The organism is Thermaurantimonas aggregans (assembly GCF_003851885.1).
In the GTDB taxonomy this organism is placed as follows: domain Bacteria; phylum Bacteroidota; class Bacteroidia; order Flavobacteriales; family Schleiferiaceae; genus Thermaurantimonas; species Thermaurantimonas aggregans.
Genome location: NZ_BHZE01000005.1, coordinates 1 through 21,275, shown reverse-complemented (window position 1 = coordinate 21,275; position 21,275 = coordinate 1). Strand labels below are relative to the sequence as shown.

The following is a 21,275-nucleotide window of genomic DNA, read 5'->3' as shown; positions in this document are numbered from 1 at the left end:
AGTGAATTAGCGCGCAAGTATAACTTCGAAATAGCCTTTTTCGGCTACGATAGGCACATCGTTCCACCACACGCGAGCTATTGATCGCACGATCATCTCACGATTGGTATTGCGATCCATCATTCGATATTCGGCGAATTCAAAACGCACTTTTTGCAGGGCGATTCCGGGAAATTGAAGAGTGTAATCGACATTTTCTCGCAATTTTGAGGTATTTTCTAACAGAAAAGCTCCGTACTTCTTAGAAATCCGAAATTCTACTGAAGTACCCTCGGGATCTTGCCAACGAATATCAGCCCAAGGAAAGTGCCCTACATAATTGGTGTCGAGCAAATCGTTTCTTAAGTTATCTTTAACCGAAAGCGTAAAAAGCATCGATTCGCGCAATTCAGGCTCTTTAGTACAAGAAATCGCCAGGAAAAGCAACGGCAAAGTCATCCAAATTCGATACTTCATTTTTCAGCCGGTTTTATGACAAAAATAGCAATTCATTGTCTTAATTGATTAAAATGTACGAATTGAAGCAGCTAAAGATTACCTCGCTTCCGGCATTTACAAATTTTTCACAAGATTTTTTTTTTTTTTTTTTTTTTACCGTGAAAGCCGTTTAACGCACAAATAGTGGCGCATGGATGATAGAAAAAATTTTTTTTAAAATTTCATCTTTTTGATTAGCAACAACATAGAAATTTTATCATACTTTTGTTAGTAAATTTTTGAATCTAAAAAAAACCAAGATGCTAAAATACAGTGTCTTCAATGTGAAATCCATAAACACAGCAGAAATCAATCTTCGCTCTGAACTTCCAGAGCGGTGGCAAAACGAACTGAAACAAGGCGGTTGGTTACGAATCTTCCTTCCCAAAGCGCTTAAAGGCGCGCAACTATCTCTTCCGGCCGGCCTAGAAGTACTCTACAAAACTGCTAAAATCAATGGCAGTCTCGGCTGGCGGGTAAACCTCGGCGCTGGTGCAGGATTTTTCGCGGGCAGTATGCCATTTGAAACCGCTGAACAAGTCTATGGCGCTCCTGATGCTGTAGTGGCGGGCAGCGGATCCGCTACAGGCAAAGCGTCAAGGCAGCCTTTTGGGTGGAAAGTTTCAGGAGCTTGGACCTTCTGCACCGGAGCACTGTCGGCCACAGCTTTTACAGTAAATGCAAAATTGCCTAAAGGCGAGGTGCGCACTTTTATCCTGCATCCCGATCAGATCTCTGTGGTAAAAAACTGGCCCTACTGGGCATTAAAAGCTACTGAGACTTATGCCATCGAGGCAAAAGACGCCCTAGTGCCCTACGAATACAGTTTTACCATTGGCCAATACAACAATTTTCCGGATTACAGCTTATATGATTTGGATTTTATGCTCTTTGCGCGCTTTTGCATGTCAGCTTCCCTCTTGGGAATGGCGGCTGGTTTTTTGGAAGAATACAAGAAAGCAGAGATAAAGGACAGTGAGTTCGGGGTAGCTTTCGCAGCAGAGAAAGACTTTGAACTGTACCATTCAATTTTTAAGAGCGAGCTGTGGAACCTTGCCAGTGAAGCGAAAAAAGTGGAAAAACCTTCTGATCAGAAATCTTTGAATTCTTCCCTCCAGAAATTGATCAAAAGATTGAAACCATTAATGGAAATAAAATCGCTGGAAATGATGCAAACCATCGGACTTGAAGCGATGAACGAAACCCTGGAGCTCCATCAGAAATGGAAAGATTTTTTACTGGCAGGTCAGCATTTTTTATATAAATAAACTTACAATTTTACAACAACTCATTGGCAAGGTTGGCCAATTCGGAGCGCTCGCCCTTTTCAAGGGCTATGTGTGAAAAGAGTTTCTGGCCGCGCAGTTTGTGAATCATATAGGAGAGCCCGTTTGATTGCTCGTCGAGATAGGGGGTATCAATTTGGAAGATATCACCGGTAAAAACGATTTTAGTGTTTTCGCCAGCACGTGTTATGATGGTCTTCACTTCATGAGGGGTAAGATTTTGGGCTTCATCTACGATGAAAAAGATATTTGACAAGCTTCGGCCACGTATGTAGGCCAAAGGGGTGATGACAATTTTTTCATTTTCCAACATTTCGTCAATTGCTTTAGCTTCCTTGTCCTTTTCATCCCATTGATTTTTGATAAATTTAAGGTTGTCCCAAAGGGGCTGCATATAGGGATTGATTTTGGCCTTCATATCGCCGGGCAGATAGCCAATATCTTTATTGCTCAAGGGCACAATGGGGCGAGCTAGGTAAATCTGCTTGAAGTCGCGCCTTTGCTCCAGTGCAGCGGCCAAAGCTAGCAGGGTTTTACCAGTGCCGGCTACTCCGGAGATAGCCACGAGTTTAATTTCCTTATTCAGCAATGCATGAATGGCAAAGGCCTGTTCGGCATTGCGTGGCTTGATGCCATAGGCTGTGTGTTTTGGCACATGCTCGAGGTGTGAGGTAAAGCCGTTGAAATAGGCCAGTGCAGTATTACGGCTGGAGCGCAGGATGAAAAATTGATTGATTTCAGGCTTGAAGAGCTTTCGGCGTTTTTGAATTTTTTCCAGTTCGACGCTACCTATCTGATAGAGCGCATCGATGATCTCAGGCACAAAGCCATCGACTTCAGCCTTACCGGTGTAGAGATTTTCGAGGTCTTTGATTTTGCCGGTTTCGTAGTCTTCGGCTTCTACTCCCAGGGCTTTGGCTTTCAGGCGAAGGTTGATGTCTTTCGTCACGAGGATCACTCGGCGTTTAGGTTCTTCCTTTTTCAGATTAATGCAGGCATTGAGGATTTGGTGGTCCATTTTATTGCCCATATACACGCGTGTGGCATCTACCTCTCCACCTACGGCATTCATGATGACTTTGAAGTTACCCTTTTTGCCGCCGTTGAGCGAAATCCATTCAGTCAGGCTTTTGTCTTTGGCCTTGCGATCGAGAAAGCGGATAAATTCCCGGGCTTCGTAGTTTTTAGTATCGTTTCCCTTTTTGAATTCGTCCAATTCCTCTAATACAGTAATTGGAATTGCCACATCGTGTTCCTGGAAATTTTGAATGGAATTGTGGTCGTACAGGATTACGGAGGTGTCGAGTACAAAGATTTTCTTTTTAGAGGCAGAAAGTTTCTTTGTGACAAATTTGGCAGTTTCAGCCATTGAGTTTTTGCATTTGTGTATAGCTAAAATATTTTTAATCCTCAATGAATATTTCTTTCTTATTAGCTTGTTTTAAACAAATTATTCACAAATGGACAAAACTGACTTTGGTAATGAATATAGGTGACCACATTTAGTTTTTTTATAAAAAGTTTCAATCATTTTTGCATACAAAATTCTTGTAAATGTTCAATAAATTTTTGTACAGTCTGCTCATAGCAATTTCTGTTATTCCTGGTGTGAAAGGACAAAGTGATTTTCCTTATGAACTTTCTTTAAAGCCTCTTGTGATCCAGAATCTGCCAGGATTACATTCCTATAGTTATGGTCAGCACCAAGGAACTTGGCTCATCATCGGTGGGAGAAAAGACGGTCTTCATGCTCGTCAGCCATTTAATGCATTCCCGGCTTCGATGAACAATACGGATATTTACGTAATTGACCCCGTAGCCAAGCAATTTTGGACAGCTTCGGTCAATAGCCTCCCAACCGGAATCCGCGAGCAGTTTCAATCGACAAATATGAATTTTCATCAAGAGGGCGATACGCTGTACATCATCGGTGGATATGCCTTTTCGGCCTCAGCCAATGGGCATATTACTTTTCCTTACCTTTCCACCGTACGTGTATCAGAGGTAATTAATGCCATTAAAAACAACCAATCCATCGGCTCATTTATCAAACAAATACAAGACACGCTGTTTGCTGTAACGGGCGGACATCTGAAGATGATTGACAATGTGTTTTACCTGGTAGGTGGTCACAGATTCGACGGGCGCTACAATCCGATGAACAATCCGACCTTTACTCAAAGGTACACCAATCAAATTCGAAAATTTACAGTTAACAACTCCGGGTCCCAGCTGAGTTTTGGAAACGTTACTGCGATCACCGATCCAATACATCTGCATCGCAGAGATTATAATCTGGTGCCTCAGATCTATCCTAACGGTAAGCAAGGTCTGATGATCAGTTCGGGGGTTTTTCAGGTTAATGCTGATTTGCCTTATCTGTATCCGGTAGATATTTTTGATTCGGGATACTTTCCACAGCCGAATTTTAATCAATACCTGAGCAATTACCACAGTGCCGTGTTGCCCCTTTACGACAGTGTGAATAATCGCATGCACACCATCTTCTTCGGGGGTATGAGCCAATACTACTACCAAAATGGCCAGCTTATACAAGACAATCAAGTGCCCTTTGTACGAACCATCAGTCGGGTGACGCGCGATGCCAACGGTCAACTGACTGAGTATAAACTGCCTGTAGAAATGCCGTCTCTGAAAGGTTCATCTGCCGAGTTTATTCTGAATCATGCCGTTCCACACTATACGAATGAAGTGGTGAAACTTCATCAAATCACTCAAGACAGTGTTCTGGTGGGCTACATCTATGGAGGCATCCAGAGTACGGCATTAAATCCTTTTTCAAACAATCAAACCAACCTGACCTCAGCCGACCCCGGGATTTACGAAGTATGGCTGAAAAAAACTCAAACCATCGGACAGAGAGAAGAGAAATTATCAGGTGAGAATCCTTATCAGATCGAAGTGTATCCCAATCCATTTAAAAAAGACTTTACCTTTACGTTTAAAGCAGAGCGACCTGTAGACTTTCGATACTACATTACCAACTCAAAGGGACAAATCCTGCTGAGCTCCGACAAACTGCACAGCTATGAGGGTAAAAATGACATTGAAGTAAAAGGTCTCAGCACTACCAGCAAGGAAGAACTGCTGCTGACAGTCGTTTTTGAAAACAGGTATTACGTCGTTCGTAAACTTCTAAAAAAGTAATCCTAAACGATTAGATCACCACGAGCCGGCCGAACATGCCGGCTTTTGTATTTGTTAGCTAAGCGTTTTTTTGGAATTACGATGATACTTCGACTTATTCTCGGCGATCAGCTCAACATACAGCACAGTTGGTTTACAGAAGTCCGTTCAGATGTGGTGTACACCCTGATGGAAGTGCGGTCAGAAACCGATTATGTAGCACATCACATTCAGAAGATAGCCGCTATTTTTCTAGCTATGAGAGCCTTTGCCGAAAAACTTGGAAGTAAAGGGCATAAGGTCGAATATTTCACCCTCGATCATCCTCAGAATCAGCAATCTTTCTTAAAAAATATTATACAGCTGTGCAATAAATACCCCATTAAGCAGGTGGAATATCAAGAACCCGACGAATATCGGGTAGATAAAATGTTGGCCGAGCTAAAAAATGCGCTGGGAATACCGGTGAAAATGGTGAGCTCAGAGCACTTTCTCGCCGATCGAAACAGTCTTGCGGAAGTTTTCGCCGGCAAAAAAATGCATCTCCTTGAGACCTACTACAGGCATTTCAGAAAGAAATACAACATCTTACTCGATCACAACGGCCAACCCATTGGCGGTCGCTGGAATTACGATGCTGAAAACCGCCAGGCCTATCCAAAAAATCACGTGCCACCCGCTCCTCTACTCTTTCATCACAAAGCCGATGAAATTGTCGAACTTGTTAAAAAACTAGGGATTACAACCATCGGCCACATTCCGGGTAATGAAATACACTACCCCATCAACCGGCAGGAAGCACTGGAGCTGCTGGAGTATTTTGCCAAAAACTTATTAGCGTGGTTTGGCACCTTTCAAGACGCCATGCACACGCACTACGCCACAGGTTACCACTCACGCCTGTCGTTTGCTCTGAACATCAAAATCTTACACCCACTCGAAGTTATTAGTCGCTGTGTGGATGAGTGGGAAAGCCGGCCTGACGAAATAAGCCTGTCACAAATAGAAGGATTTGTGCGTCAAATACTTGGATGGCGTGAATACATGCGTGCCATTTACTGGGCCAGAATGCCGGAATATGCTATGCTCAACTTCTTCAATCATACCCGACCATTGCCCTCATGGTATTGGACCGGAAAAACGCGTATGAACTGCCTCCGTCACGCCATAGGCCAGAGTCTGTCAATGGCCTATGCCCACCACATTCAGCGACTTATGGTCACAGGCAATTTTGCTCTGCTGGCCGGCTGCCACCCGGATGAAGTAGATCGTTGGTATTTAGGTATTTACATCGACGCCTTTGAGTGGGTAGAAATAACCAACACCCGCGGAATGAGCCAGTTTGCAGACGGGGGCATCGTTGGAACTAAGCCGTATGTATCATCGGCCAACTACATCAGAAAGATGAGCAACTACTGCGATGGCTGCTACTACAACCCCAAGATGCGCTATGGAGAGCGTGCCTGTCCTTTTAACAGCCTCTTTTGGCACTTTTACAGTCGAAATCGATCCCTGCTCGAAAAAAATCCGCGCATTGGCATGATGTATCAAACATGGGACAAAATGGAAGAATCTGAAAAGAACAAAATTCTAAATCAAGCGGAAAGTTATTTGCATATGATGAATGAACTTTAGTCCTCTCTACTTACGAGATTTGTCTCAAGTTTGACGTTCATTCACAGTAGTAAATCATACATTTGTTAAGAATCTCTCAAAGATGCGCCGTATTTCTCTTCACACCGTTTTTCTGCCTTTCCTATTTCTATCCCTTCATTTAGAATCATTTAGTCAAAAATCAGAGCAAGTCTTAGTGCCCTCTGCAAGCTTTGATGCTTCCGCCACGCGTGAGTATTTCAGCGGCACATTTGCCACAGGATTAGTCAGTTACCGCGACTTTGCCACTTCACCACTTTTCTACACAGGGCCGGGCCTATTATTGACCACCAGCAACCATAGTCGCTCAGCCACCCGAGAGCAGATACTCGACCTTCGTTTTGGTCTTTTTACGGCATTTGGCCAGGCACCTGAGAGCACTGTGCTCAGTTCCATCAGCACTGCTACCTACACTAGTATGCAGGTGTATTATCATTATTTATTCGGAAGTAATAAGTATTCAAGTGACATGTGGAATTTCAAGGTTGGTCCTTCCCTTGTCATTACACAAAATATTCGGCTTAATCCGGGATTGTTCAACAACGCATTAGGTCTGGAAAACATTTCGAATTTGATGGCCACAGGATTGGTAACACGAGATATGACACGTAAACGGGAACGACAGCTGAATTTTTATTTATTTAAAGTCAAATTGAAGGAGCGACGCAGGGAACTGCGCGTTCAAATGAATGCAGGATTGCTGAATTTCAACTTCAGACCGGGCTATGCCTATGCCTATGATGCTGAAATCATCGGTACTGAAACCCACCCGCTCCAATGGATTTTTGCCAACTATAAATGGTCGATGAACGGATGGAGGCTACAGACTCACATCGAATGGCTTTGGTATCTGCATAATGGCAACGCCTTTTCGCTTTTCTATGATTGGGACGCACTGCATGCTCCGGGCCGTCATGAAGCCTTTCAGATGGCTACGCATAGCGCTGGATTTACCTATTACTTCGAACGTAAAATTCGCAGAAAAGAATGAAAAATTATTTCGCTTTACTAACCTCGATTTTTGTTTTATCGGGTTGTGAAAAAGTACTTTTTGAAAAAGACCGCGCATCAGCCGATCCATTAGTCAATTTCGACTACCTGTGGAATGAAGTGGACAAAAAATATTCGTATTTTGAATTAAAAAACATCGATTGGAATGCTGTTCGTGATACTTTAAGACCGAAGCTAAGTAGCCAATCTTCTGAATTTGAACTCTTTGAGATTTTAGCTACCATGCTCAACGCACTTCGCGACGACCACACCAATCTGGTGGCGCCCTTTAATGTTTCTCGATTCAATATCGAATTGCGCTCGCCGGCCAACTACAATGCACGCACAGTACAGCAATACTATGTGCCAAACGGCTGGGTAACCGGTCCTTTTTTTCATGATTTCCTAGCCGGCGGACAGGTGGGATATATCCGGTATTCGAGCTTTATGAGCAGCTTTTCGGGTCAACAACTCGATTTTGTGCTTAACCGCTACAAGGACACAAAAGGGATCATCCTTGACCTTCGATCAAACGGAGGGGGATCTGTTTTCAATGTGCCGCTCTTGCTAAGTCGATTTACCAATGAGCGAGTTTTGGCAGGTTATACCATTACGAGAAATGGTCCGGGACACTCTGACTTCAGCAAAAGAGAAAGTTTTTATATCACCCCCGATGGCTCTGTACGCTATCTCAAACCAGTGATGGTGCTGATCGACAAAGGTTCATACAGTGCTACTACTTTTTTTGCCGTTCTCAGCCTTGCCTTGCCTAATCTTACGCTGATAGGCGACACCACCGGCGGAGGTGGTGGGTTGCCAAACGGAGGTCAGCTTCCCAATGGTTGGCGCTATCGCTTTTCTGTAAGCCAGTTGCTCGACTTACAAGGCAATAATTACGCGGAAGACGGTGTACCCCCGCAAATTCCGGCTTCGTTTGACTGGAGCGACCTCACTCGCGATGAAATCATCGAGCGGGCACTCCAGGAACTTCTTTGATTTTCAGATAATTGTATTTATATTTTACAAAAAAGGTGTCTTCACCACCACAGCTTTTAGCTGCTTGCCGCGAATATCAATGTAGATTTCGCTACCGGGTGCGGATGAGTCAGGAGCTACATAACCTAAACCGATGGCCTTGTTGAGAGAAGGCGATTGGGTACCAGAGGTGACTTTACCTATCACTGCTCCTTGATCGTTGAGTATCGGATAGTCATGGCGTGGAATGCCGCGATCGATCATTTCGAATCCAACGAGTTTTCGCTTGGGCCCTTCCTCCTTTACTTTTTTTACGATATCGCTGGCGGTAAATGCTTTGGTGAATTTTGTAATCCATCCAAGCCCGGCTTCGATGGGATTGGTAGTGTCATCGATATCGTTGCCGTATAGGCAGAAGGCTTTTTCGAGGCGCAGGGTATCGCGTGCACCCAATCCACAAGGCTTTATTCCAAATGGCTTGCCGGCTTCGAGCACGGCTTTCCAAAGAGTTTCCGCAGCCTCATTGGGCACATAGAGCTCAAAGCCTCCGGCTCCGGTATAGCCTGTGGCAGAAATCAGTACATGATCGATGCCTGCAAAGCGGCCATACTGAAAGGTGTAATAACCCATATCCGATAGCTTAACATCGGTGAGCGACTGCATGGCTTCAGCGGCTTTAGGGCCTTGAACAGCTAAAAGTGAGGTTTGATCTGATATATCTGTAAGTCGTGCGTCGAAACGATTTTTGGACTGTATCCACTGGAAGTCTTTTTCGATGTTTGAAGCATTAACTACGAGCATGTAGCGATTTTCGGCGAGCATGTACACGAGCAGGTCGTCCACAATTCCGCCTTGCTCATTGGTCATGCAGCTGTACTGTACCTTGCCTGGGAAGAGTTTTGAGGCGTCGTTGGTAGTGACAGATTGAATCAAATCAAGAGCTTCAGGACCTTCGACCAAAAATTCGCCCATGTGCGATACGTCGAAAACACCGAGAGCCTGGCGTACGGCGTGGTGCTCTGCGATAAGACCTTCGTATTGTACAGGCATTTCAAAACCGGCAAAAGGCACCATTTTAGCACCCATGGCCCGGTGTATATGGGTGAGAGCAGTTTGTTTCATTAAAGTTGATTTTTGGGAACAAAGCTACATGAATGTAACAGCTACTTTCACATGATTTTAAAAATTTTCGATTCGAGTTGTAAAGTCGGTTAATAGGTTAGCAGCCGACAGGCTGCTGCCGCGTGAGGTGCCTGTAGGGTGCCGGCAGAGCCGGCAGTGCCGAGCGAAGTGAGGCACCGAGCGAACAGCGAGCCCGGAAGGGACCGACCCGAACGACAGAGCGAAGCGAAGGAAGTGAGGGGCACGCCCCCCAAAAAATAAAAAAAAAGCTGCCTGCTTAAGACAGCTGATTGGGTGAAAATGCGAGTAAAAAATTATTTGTTTTTTTGATCTGGAGCTGAATTAGCCGCCATATATACTACCCATGCACCTCTTAGTTCATTGAGGTTGAAATCGTATGCCCGGTCATCGGGGTAGCGCTTGCGAATCTCGTCCATAGTCGCGGGTGCAATGTCGCCACGTTCGCGAACACCGTGGCAATTGAGGCACAGAGGTTTCATAATGATGGGTTCAAAGTGGCGGATGTAGCCGTCGAAGAGGTCGATGGTCTGCGCCGGTGGAATTTGACCCTTGGCAGATAGCTCGGCCATGTGCTGGAGTACGGCCGTTTCGATGGAGTCGGGTTTATTGGCCGGATTGCGGTACTTGAGGGCTACCCGGCGTATCATCACACCAAAGTGTTTCGATAGACTGTCGGTCACGGGATATGCGCGTTCATTACAATAGGTGACCGCTTTTGCAGGATCACCGCCTTCGAGGCCTTTCTGCAGCTCTGCGAGCAGTGCGCTTTGCGCTACGGAAACGATTTTCTGCGCATCAATCCGCGCCTGCCCTGTGAATTGGCTTTGGGTTTCTTCTGATGCATCACTGGCGTTCTGTCCGCACTTGTAAAAGAGGATAAATGACAGAAGCACAAGGAATACAGCGTACTTTTTCATCGATTTTTATAATTATTGTACCCTCCAGTTAAATTTCCGATGTAAGTAAAGCCAGCTTTTTTCAATGCCTCTACACTGGCTGAGCTACGGCGACCACTTGCGCAGTAAACCAGCACTGTATCTTTTTTAGGCAGGTTTTTCAATTGATTTTCAAAATCGGAAGCATAATAATCGACGTTAAGGGCTCCTTCAACGTGCCCGGCGGCAAATTCATCAGGTGTCCGCACATCGAGCACAAGTACATTTGGACTCTGACGCCATGTATCGAAAGTAGTGGCATCGATATCGGTGTGGGTGGACGTAGAGGAATTATTCGAACAAGCTATTAACAGAAAGAACAATCCTGAGGATGCCAGTCTTTTGATTTTCATAACTTTATTTTTTGAAAACCAAATATACTGCTATCACGATTAAAACGAATGCGACCAAATGGTTTGGTCGAAGTTGTTCTGTTTTAAAAAAAACCAACGCGAAGATCAAGAATACAGTTATAGAAATGACCTCCTGAATGACTTTGAGCTGTAGAAGGGTAAATGGCCCACCGTTACCTTTGAAGCCAATGCGATTTGCCGGTACCTGAAAGAAGTATTCAAACAGGGCTATACCCCAGCTAATAAGCACAATAGCCACAATACCGGCATTTTCAAACCATTTCCACTCTTTAAATTTCAAATGACCATACCAGGCCAGCGTCATAAAGGTGTTGCTCATTACCAGGAGCACGATACTCAAGATACCTTTCATTTTATTCTTCTGAAAAATATTTACGGCGAATGTACATGAGACGTTGGATAATATGGCTGTGATTACAATTGGCAGCCATTCCGATGCATATTTGTACGATGATAGAAAAAACTTGGTTTTTACAGAAATCGGAGCATTAACTTATTCACAATAAAAAGATGGGTAAAAACGCTGAAGCTAAAACCAATACCAAAAAATCGGCCGGAAATAAGACACAGAGTGGCACATTTTCTTTTTTAATCTGGACAGTTTTCTCTTGTGGGTTGTTTTTTCTCTATTTCGATAAGATTCTGCCCGATCCGGCACAACTGCCCAGACAAATCGCCATCGGACTCTTAACAGTACTTCTTGGATTCTATTTTTTTCAGAGGTTTAAAAATCAAACTTTCGAGATTCACTATGCAGGTATAGCACTTTTTGGGTGGTGGATTACAATGGCATTTCTGATTCCCAATGCTTTGGTAGAGGTTGATGCACGGGTTGAATTCATACGTCACGGTCTGTCAGTTGCATATTTTCTGATACTCTTCAATCTCCTAAGGCGCAAAAGTATCGATGAACGCCATCTCACTACTTTGTATTCTGCAGCGGCTGTCATTATATCGTTAGTGGCACTGTTTCAGATCTTGTTATTGCTTAAGAAAGAAGATATTCTACAGCAGATGTACAGCGTTCAGTCTGTCATTGGTCACAAGAATCTGGTTTCAGGGGCATTATTGATTGTACTGCCATGGATGTATTATGTGCTGAGGTATTCTGATTTTGGATATAGAGTATTGGGTTTAGCCGGCTTTTGGATGTCTTTGGTTGTGATAGGATTGTTGAGGACGCGCGCTGCCTGGGTAGGTCTTTTTCTCTCATTACTATTACTGTTGCCTTCAGCCATTCGTTGGCTCAGAAATAGCCGGCAACTAGAGCTTACTTACAAGCGCATCATACCTTTTTCGCTAGCTTTCTTTACGCTGGTTGGCAGTATTTACATTTCGCGCCATCAAATAATTGACCCTACTAACTTAAACCATCGGCTAAAGTTTTGGAAAAATTCCCTTGAAATGTTTAAAGAAAATCCGTTAGGGGTGGGTGCAGGGAACTGGCAATTTTGGTTTCCTAAATACGGTGTTGAGGGCATGAATACGTCAGTAATGGACGGTGAAACAGTGTTGCCTCAGCCGCACAACGACTTTTTGTGGGTGCTGACAGAAAGCGGAATTTTTGGTTTTCTCTTTTTTAGTGCATTTTGGATACTTGTACTAGCCACGGCTTATTCCGTAAAAAAGAGTTCACAAGAGCATCTGGTAAAACGCCAAATGCTCATTTCCTTGCTCAGTATTGTGGGATATTTAGGATTTAGCTTTTTTGACTTTCCATTAGAGAGACCTGAAATTCAATTACTAATACTTTCTACAGCAGCATTTGTACTTTCAAAATCGCATAAGGGTATAATCAGATTACCATCGTGGACATCGCTTATTTTTGTAGGGATTGGATTAGCAAGCTCCTATTCAGCCTATCAAAAATTAAAAAGCGAGAAAATAAGTGTAAAAGTGCTCGAAGCCAATGCCCGACAAGATGCACGACGCATAATTCCTCTGGCTGAAAGTGCTATTAGCGACTACTTTGTGGTGGATCGTGTGGGAAATACAATGTACTATTACATGGGATTAGGCTATATGGCATTTCAAAACTGGCCGATGATGAAAGAGATGTACGAAAAAGCCCTTGGGCTTACACCCTATCACTTTATCAGCATGAACCAGATGGGCAACTACTACAAAGCCCAAAATGACTTGCTGATGGCACGTGAGTGGTACATCAAAGCATTGAAAATCGCACCCCGCTACACAGCAGCTTTGCTCAACAAAGCAGAAGTCGAACACAAACTCGGCTACCACAACGACGCCCTCAATACGCTAAATCTCGTTTACGAACCCAAATGGGAAATGCCTCAATACCAAGCTAAAATCCACAAAATCATCAAATACAGCTTGAGAGCCATAGCTGCCAGTGGCGAGTATCCGCGCGGCTTGATCCCCTTCTTCCAAAATACCCCTCCACACACTCTAGAAAACGATCAACTATTGGTACAGCACTACATCAATTTCTTGAACCAGCGCAAAGCACAACTTCAGAAACGAAACGCCAATACAGCCCATTAAAACTATGACGGTAAAGGATTTTATTCAATTTGAATTATTTACCATCGGCACCATTCACTTCCGGGTGATCAACCTGGTGGTGTTTGTGCTGATCTACCTAATTATCAGATTATCACTTTATTTCCTAAAACTCTATTTCCGGAAGCTCGTCCATCAAAACCGCCTTGAGTCGGGTAAAGCACACGCACTCTACCAGATACTAGTGTACCTAATTTATGTAATCGGTATAGTGCTGGCGATTGAAACTACAGGCGCCAAAATCACGGTGCTTATTGCCGGCTCCACTGCCATTTTGGTAGGCATTGGCTTAGGCCTTCAAGACTTTTTCAAAGACATCGTCGCCGGTCTCATTCTCCTTTTTGAACGGGCCATTGCCGTTGGGGATGTTATTGAAGTAAATGGCTTGGTATGCAAAGTGCAAGAAATCGGACTAAGAGCTACGATCGTAAATACCCTTGACGATATCGCCGTTGTGATTCCTAATACTAAGCTCACAAATTTTCCAATCATCAACTGGAGCCATAATCAAATTCCAACACGTTTTAACATAACTGTTACAGCCGATTACGGCTCTGATGCCGCTTTGATCCAAAAATTGTTGTTAGAGGCTGCAGCCAGTCATCCAGACGTGCTTGATGAGCCTCATCCGCGGGTAATGCTCAATGACTTTGGCCCTCGCGGATTGGTTTTCGATCTTTTTATATACAGCAATAACCTCTTTGGAATTCCAATGGTCAAAAGCCAAATACGCTTTGAAATCGATAAACTTTTCAGACAACACAACCTTAGATTCGCCATTCCTCAAAACGACGTTTACCTCCACCCCCATACCACAAAGCCATGAACTTAGCAGTCATCGACCTCGGAACCAATACGTTCAACCTGTTGATTTTCGAAGAATCAACTGGAAAAATTATCTACAATGACAAAATTGCCGTAAAACTTGGTAAAGGCGGTCTCAGCGAGCGCAAAATTCAACCAGAGGCTTATCAGCGAGGTCTTGATGCCATGCAGCAGCATCTCGCCACATGCCAGGCCCACAATGTAGCCAAGGTGTACGCCTTTGCCACCTCAGCTGTACGTAGCAGTACCAACGGACCACAGTTTGCTGCCGATATTGAGCGATTAACCGGTGTACACATAAACATCATCGATGGCACTACTGAGGCGAGCATCATCTACGAAGGCGTAAAAAACTCCATTTCAGACCTAAAAAAAGAGAAATTTTTGGTGATGGACATTGGCGGTGGAAGTACAGAATTTATCATAGGCAACAGCCAGAAAATGCTTTGGAAACAGAGTTACGCCATCGGAGGCAGCCGATTGATTGAAACCTTCAAACCTCATGATCCACCTATTGCAGATGAACTCGGCGCCATACGTCAATATGTGCGCGATGAACTCGAAGACCTTTTCTCTGCCTGCGACGTGCATCACCCTGAGATTTTGATAGGCTCCTCCGGCTCTTTCGACACTTTTGCCGATATGATCGTCAAGCTTCAAAACCAAAACATTAAACCCAATAATGGTTTTGAATTTCCGAGAAATATTCTGTTAGAATTGCTTAACTCCTTATTATTAAGCAATCAAGAACAACGGCTTCAAATGCCAGGCATGGAACCTTTTAGAGCCGATACCATTCACATGTCGGCCCTCCAGCTCGAAATTGTCCTGCATTCCATCCCTTCTCTCAAAAAAATTCTGCTCTCCACTTTTGCCCTCAAGGAAGGCATTATGTTCCAAATCCTAAACAACCAGTGTACATGGCAAGAATCCTCATTGTAGAAGACGAACGCGCCATCCGCAAAGTACTGCGCGACATATTGCTGAATGAAAACAAATCCTATCAAATAGATGAAGCCGAGAATGGCCAGCAAGCCATCGATATGGCTGGCGACAACTTTTACGACCTACTCCTCTGCGACATCAAGATGCCTGGAAAAGACGGGGTGGAAGTACTCCGCTACTACCGCGAACATTCGCCCGACACGCAAGTAGTAATGATCTCAGGCCACGGAGATATGGACACAGCCATCGAGTGCATAAAAGCCGGTGCCTATGATTACCTCTCTAAACCGCCCGACCTCAACCGCCTGCTCAACACGGTGCGCAATGCCCTCGACCGTAAAAACCTCATCGTCGAAAACAAAATCCTCAAGAAAAAAGTAAACCGCCAGTACCAAATGGTGGGCGAAAGTCCAGCCCTACAGGTCGTAAGAGAAATGATTGATAAAATTGCACCAACCGACGCTCGCGTGCTCATCACCGGATCAAACGGTACCGGCAAAGAACTCGTTGCTCGTCAAATCCACGAAAAGTCAAACCGAAGCTCGGGACCATTTGTCGAAGTCAACTGCGCAGCCATACCTTCTGAACTCATTGAAAGCGAACTTTTTGGACACAAAAAGGGTGCCTTCACTTCTGCTGTTAAGGACCGCAAAGGCAAGTTTGAGCTCGCTGATGGCGGCACACTCTTTCTCGACGAAATCGGCGATATGAGTCTCTCCGCTCAAGCCAAGGTATTGCGCGCCCTGCAAGAAAACAAAATCACCCCAGTAGGTGGCGATAAAGACATCAACGTTGACGTACGCGTAATAGCTGCCACCAATAAAAACCTGCAAGAGGAAATCGCAAAAGGCAATTTCCGCGAAGACCTCTACCACCGACTTTCGGTCATCATCATCCGAATGCCCACCCTTGCTGAGCGCAAAGAAGACATCCCGCTCCTGATCGACTACTTCACCAGAAAAATCAGCGAAGAGCAAGGACTTCCTCCAAAAAAATTTGCTCCCGACGCCATTGCACACCTACAAGGGCTGCCCTGGACAGGAAACATACGCGAACTGCGCAACGTCGTTGAGCGCCTAATGATTCTCGGCAGCAATCCCGTTACCCTCGACGAAGCCCGTAGGTACGTCTAAATTTTTTGTATTTTTTCCTTTGTCAAAATTTGACCATCATTCAAATTCGGTTACCGACGTAGGTAAAATTTAAAAAAGGTAGAAAAAAACCTATTGGTAGAACACAATCACCACAAAAACATTAAACTCCACTCATCAGCACAATGGCTGTCACGGCCAAGAAAATGGATAATCGTTTTGCAGTAGTAATTTTTTCCTTGAAAATCAGCACAGATACCAAAGCCGAAAGTATTACAATGCCCATATTGTTTATTGGAAAAGCCCTTGATCCGTCCATTCCAGGCAATTGTAAAGCTCGCACCAGAAAGTAAATTGACCCATAATTGGGTATGCCCAGAGCAATCCCACCGATGAAAGACCTCATATCCATCAAGGTATCACCTTTGAGTATTCGCCTTCCTATCAGCGTGGCTGCACCAAATACAAAAGCACTTCCAAAACATAAAGCTGAAAAAAGTGCTGACGTTTCTTCTGTAAGATGGACCTGCTGCACGTATTTAAGTAAGGCATCGAGTATCCCACTGCCTATAAACAATACAATAGGCATAAAACCTATTTGAACCCTTCCATTACTTCCTGAAGTGTTAACAACACTGAGCAAAAGCGCTGGAAAGGCCAACAAAATCCCTACTCCATTTAAAATACTTAACCGTTCCTGAAAATATACCAGAGAAAACACTACAGGTATTGCCAATGACATCTTCACAGCCACCGACACCACTGCTACACCATACTCTTGCGTTACCTTCGCCATCAGTCCAAAGAGCGTGATGAACAAAAACCCTATCAAAATCACATACGGCCAAAAGTCTAACCTACTGTTTTTTAAGACACTTCCTGAATCAACCATAAGGCCCAGCGCGAGCGCAACCAAATAATTGACCACAATCGCCTTAAATGTATTGACATTAAATCTTGGAAAAATATTGAAAATCAAAAATATAAGTACTGAACAAACAATGCTTAACACAAACCAAACCACTTCTCTCTTTTTTTGAGCCGCAAAGAAAATTCATCCCTCGAGTTGCGCGATTCTCTTTTCGATTTCTTTAAGCAGCATCTGAGCATTCAGACTGCTCACATAGCATTTTTCTCCGTTTTTAAAGCGTATATGCACACCCTTATACCCTTGTAGGCTGTACACAATTCCTAATTCCTCTGACCATCTAACTCCTTTATTTGCATATGGGTACTCCGCAACTTCAACTTTTTCAATTTCATCCCATTTGTGAGATTCTCGATTAAATGGAAAGTAGTGTATGATTATCCCCTTATCTTCTATCTTGATTGTCAACCGAATGAACCAAAAAAAGAGTAAGGCTCCGAATATCATCATCGAAAAAACCAAAGCTTCAACCTCGATTTTTCCCTCTTTAATCAAAGGAACTAAAAATCCTTCATAAAACATCCATAGACTCATCAGCAATAGCAATACGAATAAAAGGTAGGCGTACCACTGGCGAAATCTCTGAACCTCAATATATGTATTTTTTGTGCGCTCGTCTGTCAAGATTTTTCAAATATTTGATAGCAAGGTATTAATACACTTAGTTCCTTCGCTTACCCTTTGAACCACACTCAACTTATATTTGACTAAAAAAGATTATCAATTGATTACTAATCATTTTCAAGTCCCTTGCTCACATACCCATACCTTTGATAAGCCTTTTCTTTAAGGCAAAAGAAGATCACATAAAAAGTAAAATCACATCCGATGATAGTACTTAACATTGCACTTACTAATGTGCATATTTGAATGATCGATTTTAGACCTTTTAAAGCCATTCGCCCTACGCGCGACAAGGCATATTTAGTGGCCACACGCTCATACGTTTCTTACAGCGAACAAGCATTGATCGATAAACTCAACAACAATCCTTACACTTTTTTACACGTCATTAATCCTGAAGAAGCCAGAGTTCATAACATTCAAGGCACTGAAAAGTATAAACTGGTTCGAAAAACATTTAAAAACTTTTATCGCGATGGTATCTTTATTGCTGATGAACGACCAGCATTTTACCTCTATCGCCAATCCACCCCTCTACATGTATTTACTGGCCTTATCGGTGCTGTGAGTGTATTCGATTACAATGAAGGCCGCATCAAAATTCACGAGCACACCCTCACCCGTCGCGAAGAGATGTTTGCCGACTATCTATACCACACTGGCTTCAATGCCGAACCAGTACTGATGATGTACCCTTGGAAAATGAAACTTCACCAAGTATTTGAACGCTACCTACTGATGCGACCAGAATACGAGTTCACCTCTACCGACAAAGTCTTACACGAATTGTGGGTGATCGACGATGCCAATAGTTTAGAGACCATCCGAGCTGCATTTTCAGAGATTGAGGCCGTTTACATAGCTGATGGTCACCACCGTTCAGCCTCTTCAGCTCTGCTATATAAGCGCTTACTAAGCGAAGGAACAGCCTCCAATGAGTCAGGCTATTTTATGGCTATGATGCTTCCTGAAACAGAGTTAGTCATAGATTCCTTTTTCCGTTTGCTCGAAAATTCTTCAGCCGAAGAACAAAAAAAGATTGAGGAATTTATCCACTCGAGTTGTCAAGAGATTACTTCAAGCCAACCTGTAAAATCAGGAGAAATTTCCATATTTAATGGAATTGAATGGAAAACTTTTAAAATTCCAACGGAGTGGTTTGTGGGTAAGGATGCGGCTAAACAGTTAGATGCCAGCGTCTTATTCGATCATATTTTACATCCCATAGCAGGCATCGCTGATGCTAAAGAAAGCGAACGTCTGCACTACATGCCCACCCCCGAGGGACGAAAAAAGGCCGAAAATTGGGCTAAAGAACACCCATATTCTTTAATATTTGAATTAGCTCCAATCAACGTTGAAACCATTAAGAAGATAGCAGACCTACAACTTGTAATGCCACCAAAGAGCACCTACATCTTGCCCAAATTGCGCAGTGGTCTGACCATTTACGACCTCAACATTCACTGACGTTCAAAAAGTGCCGATAAGGCCTTCCAAAGGTCATCATCTTCGCGGCTCAGCTCTATGCCAAACTCTTTCAGCAATTGTTCCTTTTCGTTTTTTAATTGCAAAAACCACCTCCGAGCGCTTTCAGCTTCAGGTATTCGAATCTGATGGTTGAGATTTTTTAAAAATTGGTCAATGCGCGTAAAGCGCTTTTGAGTATTTTTTGTAGCCCAAGTATTTACAAAATATTCAAAAACAATATCTATTGCCTTTTTAGTCGGATGGGCCATGTCGTCTTCGTAGTACTCGTAGTTGCGCAGTACATCTGTTATGATTTCGTAAGAAGGAAAATAAAAGACCTGTTTATGCCTATCGACCACAGAATGTACTGCAGCCAATAAATGAGCTTTGCTTCGAGTGTTTTGCACCACTCCATCGCGTAGATGTTTTACCGGACTAACTGTCAGTACGATAGATGCGCGACTATTCTTCTGAGAAATTAGCGCTATTGATTCCTCCAAAACACGCTCTACATCACTAGGAGCAAGCAATCTTTTCTCAAAAATACCCGAAGGCATCTTATGACAATTGGCTACTGGCAACTGTTCATTCTTTAACACATAGTAATATGCTGTACCCAGTGTAATGACGATCAAACCAGCTTCTAATACGCTTTTTTTCAATACATTACTCGCGTGCTGAATTTTTTCTTTCAAAGCCTCTTTCGAAACAGCATAGAATGCGCTGTGATGCAACCAGGACAAATAAATTCCGTCGCGCTCAAAAAAGGTATCTTCCTCCTCTGCAGAGAAGGCTTGTTTTAAATGTTTTAAAAGACTATTTGGGTCAAAAGCTATTCCCAGCGGATTAACTACAGCGGGATGATAAAGGCGCTGAAGTCGGGCTCCTATGTTCTCAGAAAAACAAGAACCCAATAGCACAACAGTATCGTCAGCTTCAAGCAGCCTTTCAGCTGTCTCTACTTTAGGAAACCCAAGAATGCGATGCTGAAAGGTCATTTTAAATGTTGATCCACTTCATCAGCAGATTGTAGCGCTGCATCAAATCAACTGCACTTTTAGTTTGAGCAAAAACCGCCCGAATATCGTAATTGTAGCGCTCGAAGGTCTGAAGAATTCCGTCCAGATTTTCTTTGTTGAGCTTTATCGTCAGCAAAATCCTATTGCTGCCTGGAATTTCCGTGATGTAAAGCGCCACAATGCGCGCATCACCACTTTCAGCAATTTGGGCAATTTGGCTAAGGTGATAATCGGCTGAAGCTAATTCAAGCACCACAGCTCCGCCCGGAATTTTGAACGAAATCGCTTGTGCAAAGGCATATAACAGTTCAGATGCCTGAATGCTACCGAGATACAAACCATTGCGGTCTAATACAGCTAAAACGTCGCATTTAAAAACCCCAAAAGCGCTTATTACTTCTAACTCATGACTATCTACCTGCACATAAGCCGGTCGAAACAGCTCTGGGGTCAAACTACTTAAACTCTGTAAATCGTCTAATTGATTTTCAAGGTCTTCAAGCCTTACAACACCCAGAAATTCTCCATCCTGAAGTACCGGTAATGACTGTGTGCCATGATGTAGCATCTCCTCTATGGCATGTGCCAGTGTATCAGAGCTATTCAGAGGATTTATACTCAATGATATGTAATTTTCTGCTACCATGGCTTGACAAACATAGGTGCAATTTGATAAAAAGCATTTATGCCTGATTTCAATAGCTTAAAAATTCGCTTGAAGACAAGATAATCTTCTTTTAAAAAGCAAAAAGAAGGTGTCCAAAAAGTAAAGGACGCCTTCTTTTTTATTTTGATAAAACCCTTAATTGAAGTAAATTAGAGCCATCATAGACATTTTAAGTGAGGCGAGTAGTCTTTAAACAGCAA

Annotated in this window: 20 protein-coding genes; 10 read left to right on the top strand and 10 right to left on the bottom strand. The window is 43.4% G+C overall.

Features of this window, described 5'->3' with window-relative positions:
• Window positions 1-6 precede the first annotated feature (6 nt).
• The gene (locus EIP89_RS03540; protein ID WP_124397279.1) at window positions 7-456 is read right to left on the bottom strand and encodes a hypothetical protein; all 450 of its coding nucleotides are present in this window, start codon (window positions 454-456) and stop codon (window positions 7-9) included.
• 281 nt (window positions 457-737) lie between these two features.
• Here EIP89_RS03540 and EIP89_RS03535 point away from each other — a divergent pair, with 281 nt between their 5' ends.
• The gene (locus EIP89_RS03535) at window positions 738-1,745 is read left to right on the top strand and encodes an acyl-CoA dehydrogenase family protein (RefSeq protein WP_124397278.1); all 1,008 of its coding nucleotides are present in this window, start codon (window positions 738-740) and stop codon (window positions 1,743-1,745) included.
• Between the two features lie 10 nt (window positions 1,746-1,755).
• Here EIP89_RS03535 and EIP89_RS03530 read toward each other — a convergent pair whose 3' ends face one another.
• Window positions 1,756-3,132, bottom strand: a complete 1,377-nt coding sequence (locus EIP89_RS03530; protein WP_124397277.1) for a PhoH family protein — start codon at window positions 3,130-3,132, stop codon at window positions 1,756-1,758.
• A gap of 185 nt (window positions 3,133-3,317) precedes the next feature.
• On the opposite strand from EIP89_RS03530, the gene EIP89_RS03525 reads away from it, so the two are divergent.
• The 4 genes from EIP89_RS03525 (at window position 3,318) to EIP89_RS03510 (ending at window position 8,549) form a co-directional block, all read left to right on the top strand.
• Complete coding sequence (locus EIP89_RS03525; RefSeq protein WP_245966093.1) at window positions 3,318-4,931, top strand: T9SS type A sorting domain-containing protein; 1,614 nt, start codon at window positions 3,318-3,320, stop codon at window positions 4,929-4,931.
• Between the two features lie 81 nt (window positions 4,932-5,012).
• On the top strand, window positions 5,013-6,545 hold the full coding sequence (locus EIP89_RS03520; protein ID WP_124397276.1) for a cryptochrome/photolyase family protein: 1,533 nt from the start codon (window positions 5,013-5,015) through the stop codon (window positions 6,543-6,545).
• Between the two features lie 82 nt (window positions 6,546-6,627).
• Window positions 6,628-7,554 carry a hypothetical protein gene (locus tag EIP89_RS03515; RefSeq protein WP_124397275.1) on the top strand — a complete coding sequence of 309 codons (927 nt, stop codon included), beginning with the start codon at window positions 6,628-6,630 and terminating at the stop codon, window positions 7,552-7,554.
• Window positions 7,551-8,549: a S41 family peptidase gene (locus EIP89_RS03510; RefSeq protein ID WP_124397274.1), complete on the top strand. Its 999-nt coding sequence runs from the start codon at window positions 7,551-7,553 to the stop codon at window positions 8,547-8,549. The genes EIP89_RS03515 and EIP89_RS03510 overlap by 4 nt, the downstream gene beginning before the upstream one ends.
• Window positions 8,550-8,573: 24 nt before the next feature.
• On the opposite strand, the gene gcvT is transcribed toward EIP89_RS03510, so the two are convergent.
• The 4 genes from gcvT to EIP89_RS03490 form a co-directional block, all read right to left on the bottom strand.
• Window positions 8,574-9,650, bottom strand: a complete 1,077-nt coding sequence (gene gcvT, locus EIP89_RS03505; protein ID WP_124397273.1) for a glycine cleavage system aminomethyltransferase GcvT — start codon at window positions 9,648-9,650, stop codon at window positions 8,574-8,576.
• Window positions 9,651-9,964: 314 nt separating this feature from the next.
• The gene (locus tag EIP89_RS03500) at window positions 9,965-10,588 is read right to left on the bottom strand and encodes a Tll0287-like domain-containing protein (protein WP_124397272.1); all 624 of its coding nucleotides are present in this window, start codon (window positions 10,586-10,588) and stop codon (window positions 9,965-9,967) included.
• Window positions 10,585-10,959: a rhodanese-like domain-containing protein gene (locus EIP89_RS03495; RefSeq protein ID WP_124397271.1), complete on the bottom strand. Its 375-nt coding sequence runs from the start codon at window positions 10,957-10,959 to the stop codon at window positions 10,585-10,587. Before EIP89_RS03495 ends, EIP89_RS03500 begins: the two co-directional genes overlap by 4 nt.
• 4 nt (window positions 10,960-10,963) lie before the next feature.
• Window positions 10,964-11,311 (bottom strand): DMT family protein, encoded by a 348-nt coding sequence (locus tag EIP89_RS03490; protein ID WP_245966094.1) that lies wholly within the window; start codon window positions 11,309-11,311, stop codon window positions 10,964-10,966.
• A 179-nt stretch (window positions 11,312-11,490) separates the two neighbouring features.
• Between EIP89_RS03490 and EIP89_RS03485 the strand changes: the two genes are divergently transcribed.
• From EIP89_RS03485 to EIP89_RS03470, 4 genes are read left to right on the top strand one after another with little or no spacing between them, the layout of a single operon-like run.
• Window positions 11,491-13,488 (top strand): O-antigen ligase family protein, encoded by a 1,998-nt coding sequence (locus tag EIP89_RS03485; protein ID WP_124397269.1) that lies wholly within the window; start codon window positions 11,491-11,493, stop codon window positions 13,486-13,488.
• Window positions 13,489-13,492: 4 nt separating this feature from the next.
• Entirely contained in the window at window positions 13,493-14,332 is an 840-nt protein-coding gene (locus tag EIP89_RS03480) for a mechanosensitive ion channel family protein (RefSeq protein ID WP_124397268.1), read from the top strand.
• Window positions 14,329-15,273: a Ppx/GppA phosphatase family protein gene (locus EIP89_RS03475; protein WP_124397267.1), complete on the top strand. Its 945-nt coding sequence runs from the start codon at window positions 14,329-14,331 to the stop codon at window positions 15,271-15,273. Before EIP89_RS03480 ends, EIP89_RS03475 begins: the two co-directional genes overlap by 4 nt.
• Window positions 15,252-16,409 carry a sigma-54-dependent transcriptional regulator gene (locus tag EIP89_RS03470; RefSeq protein WP_124397266.1) on the top strand — a complete coding sequence of 386 codons (1,158 nt, stop codon included), beginning with the start codon at window positions 15,252-15,254 and terminating at the stop codon, window positions 16,407-16,409. Before EIP89_RS03475 ends, EIP89_RS03470 begins: the two co-directional genes overlap by 22 nt.
• A gap of 121 nt (window positions 16,410-16,530) precedes the next feature.
• On the opposite strand, the gene EIP89_RS03465 is transcribed toward EIP89_RS03470, so the two are convergent.
• Together EIP89_RS03465 and EIP89_RS03460 are read right to left on the bottom strand one after the other, a co-directional pair.
• Window positions 16,531-17,391: a DMT family transporter gene (locus EIP89_RS03465; protein WP_443098077.1), complete on the bottom strand. Its 861-nt coding sequence runs from the start codon at window positions 17,389-17,391 to the stop codon at window positions 16,531-16,533.
• Window positions 17,392-17,421: 30 nt separating this feature from the next.
• Complete coding sequence (locus EIP89_RS03460) at window positions 17,422-17,919, bottom strand: hypothetical protein (RefSeq protein WP_124397264.1); 498 nt, start codon at window positions 17,917-17,919, stop codon at window positions 17,422-17,424.
• 246 nt (window positions 17,920-18,165) lie between these two features.
• On the opposite strand from EIP89_RS03460, the gene EIP89_RS03455 reads away from it, so the two are divergent.
• Window positions 18,166-19,389, top strand: a complete 1,224-nt coding sequence (locus EIP89_RS03455) for a DUF1015 domain-containing protein (RefSeq protein WP_124397263.1) — start codon at window positions 18,166-18,168, stop codon at window positions 19,387-19,389.
• Here EIP89_RS03455 and EIP89_RS03450 read toward each other — a convergent pair.
• Entirely contained in the window at window positions 19,383-20,387 is a 1,005-nt protein-coding gene (locus EIP89_RS03450; protein WP_124397262.1) for a GSCFA domain-containing protein, read from the bottom strand. The two genes, EIP89_RS03455 and EIP89_RS03450, sit on opposite strands and share 7 nt — an antisense overlap.
• A gap of 1 nt (window position 20,388) precedes the next feature.
• Complete coding sequence (locus EIP89_RS03445; protein ID WP_160160506.1) at window positions 20,389-21,030, bottom strand: CBS domain-containing protein; 642 nt, start codon at window positions 21,028-21,030, stop codon at window positions 20,389-20,391.
• Between the last annotated feature and the right edge of the window lie 245 nt (window positions 21,031-21,275).

Coding starts and splice junctions, on each gene's coding strand:
- EIP89_RS03540 (WP_124397279.1), bottom strand. CDS start 456: ATGAAGTATCGAATTTGGATGACTTTGCCGTTGCTTTTCCTGGCGATT.
- gcvT (WP_124397273.1), bottom strand. CDS start 9,650: ATGAAACAAACTGCTCTCACCCATATACACCGGGCCATGGGTGCTAAA.
- EIP89_RS03485 (WP_124397269.1), top strand. CDS start 11,491: ATGGGTAAAAACGCTGAAGCTAAAACCAATACCAAAAAATCGGCCGGA.
- EIP89_RS03455 (WP_124397263.1), top strand. CDS start 18,166: ATGATCGATTTTAGACCTTTTAAAGCCATTCGCCCTACGCGCGACAAG.
- EIP89_RS03470 (WP_124397266.1), top strand. CDS start 15,252: ATGGCAAGAATCCTCATTGTAGAAGACGAACGCGCCATCCGCAAAGTA.
- EIP89_RS03495 (WP_124397271.1), bottom strand. CDS start 10,959: ATGAAAATCAAAAGACTGGCATCCTCAGGATTGTTCTTTCTGTTAATA.
- EIP89_RS03500 (WP_124397272.1), bottom strand. CDS start 10,588: ATGAAAAAGTACGCTGTATTCCTTGTGCTTCTGTCATTTATCCTCTTT.
- EIP89_RS03525 (WP_245966093.1), top strand. CDS start 3,318: ATGTTCAATAAATTTTTGTACAGTCTGCTCATAGCAATTTCTGTTATT.
- EIP89_RS03475 (WP_124397267.1), top strand. CDS start 14,329: ATGAACTTAGCAGTCATCGACCTCGGAACCAATACGTTCAACCTGTTG.
- EIP89_RS03530 (WP_124397277.1), bottom strand. CDS start 3,132: ATGGCTGAAACTGCCAAATTTGTCACAAAGAAACTTTCTGCCTCTAAA.
- EIP89_RS03480 (WP_124397268.1), top strand. CDS start 13,493: ATGACGGTAAAGGATTTTATTCAATTTGAATTATTTACCATCGGCACC.
- EIP89_RS03510 (WP_124397274.1), top strand. CDS start 7,551: ATGAAAAATTATTTCGCTTTACTAACCTCGATTTTTGTTTTATCGGGT.
- EIP89_RS03520 (WP_124397276.1), top strand. CDS start 5,013: ATGATACTTCGACTTATTCTCGGCGATCAGCTCAACATACAGCACAGT.
- EIP89_RS03450 (WP_124397262.1), bottom strand. CDS start 20,387: ATGACCTTTCAGCATCGCATTCTTGGGTTTCCTAAAGTAGAGACAGCT.
- EIP89_RS03535 (WP_124397278.1), top strand. CDS start 738: ATGCTAAAATACAGTGTCTTCAATGTGAAATCCATAAACACAGCAGAA.
- EIP89_RS03515 (WP_124397275.1), top strand. CDS start 6,628: ATGCGCCGTATTTCTCTTCACACCGTTTTTCTGCCTTTCCTATTTCTA.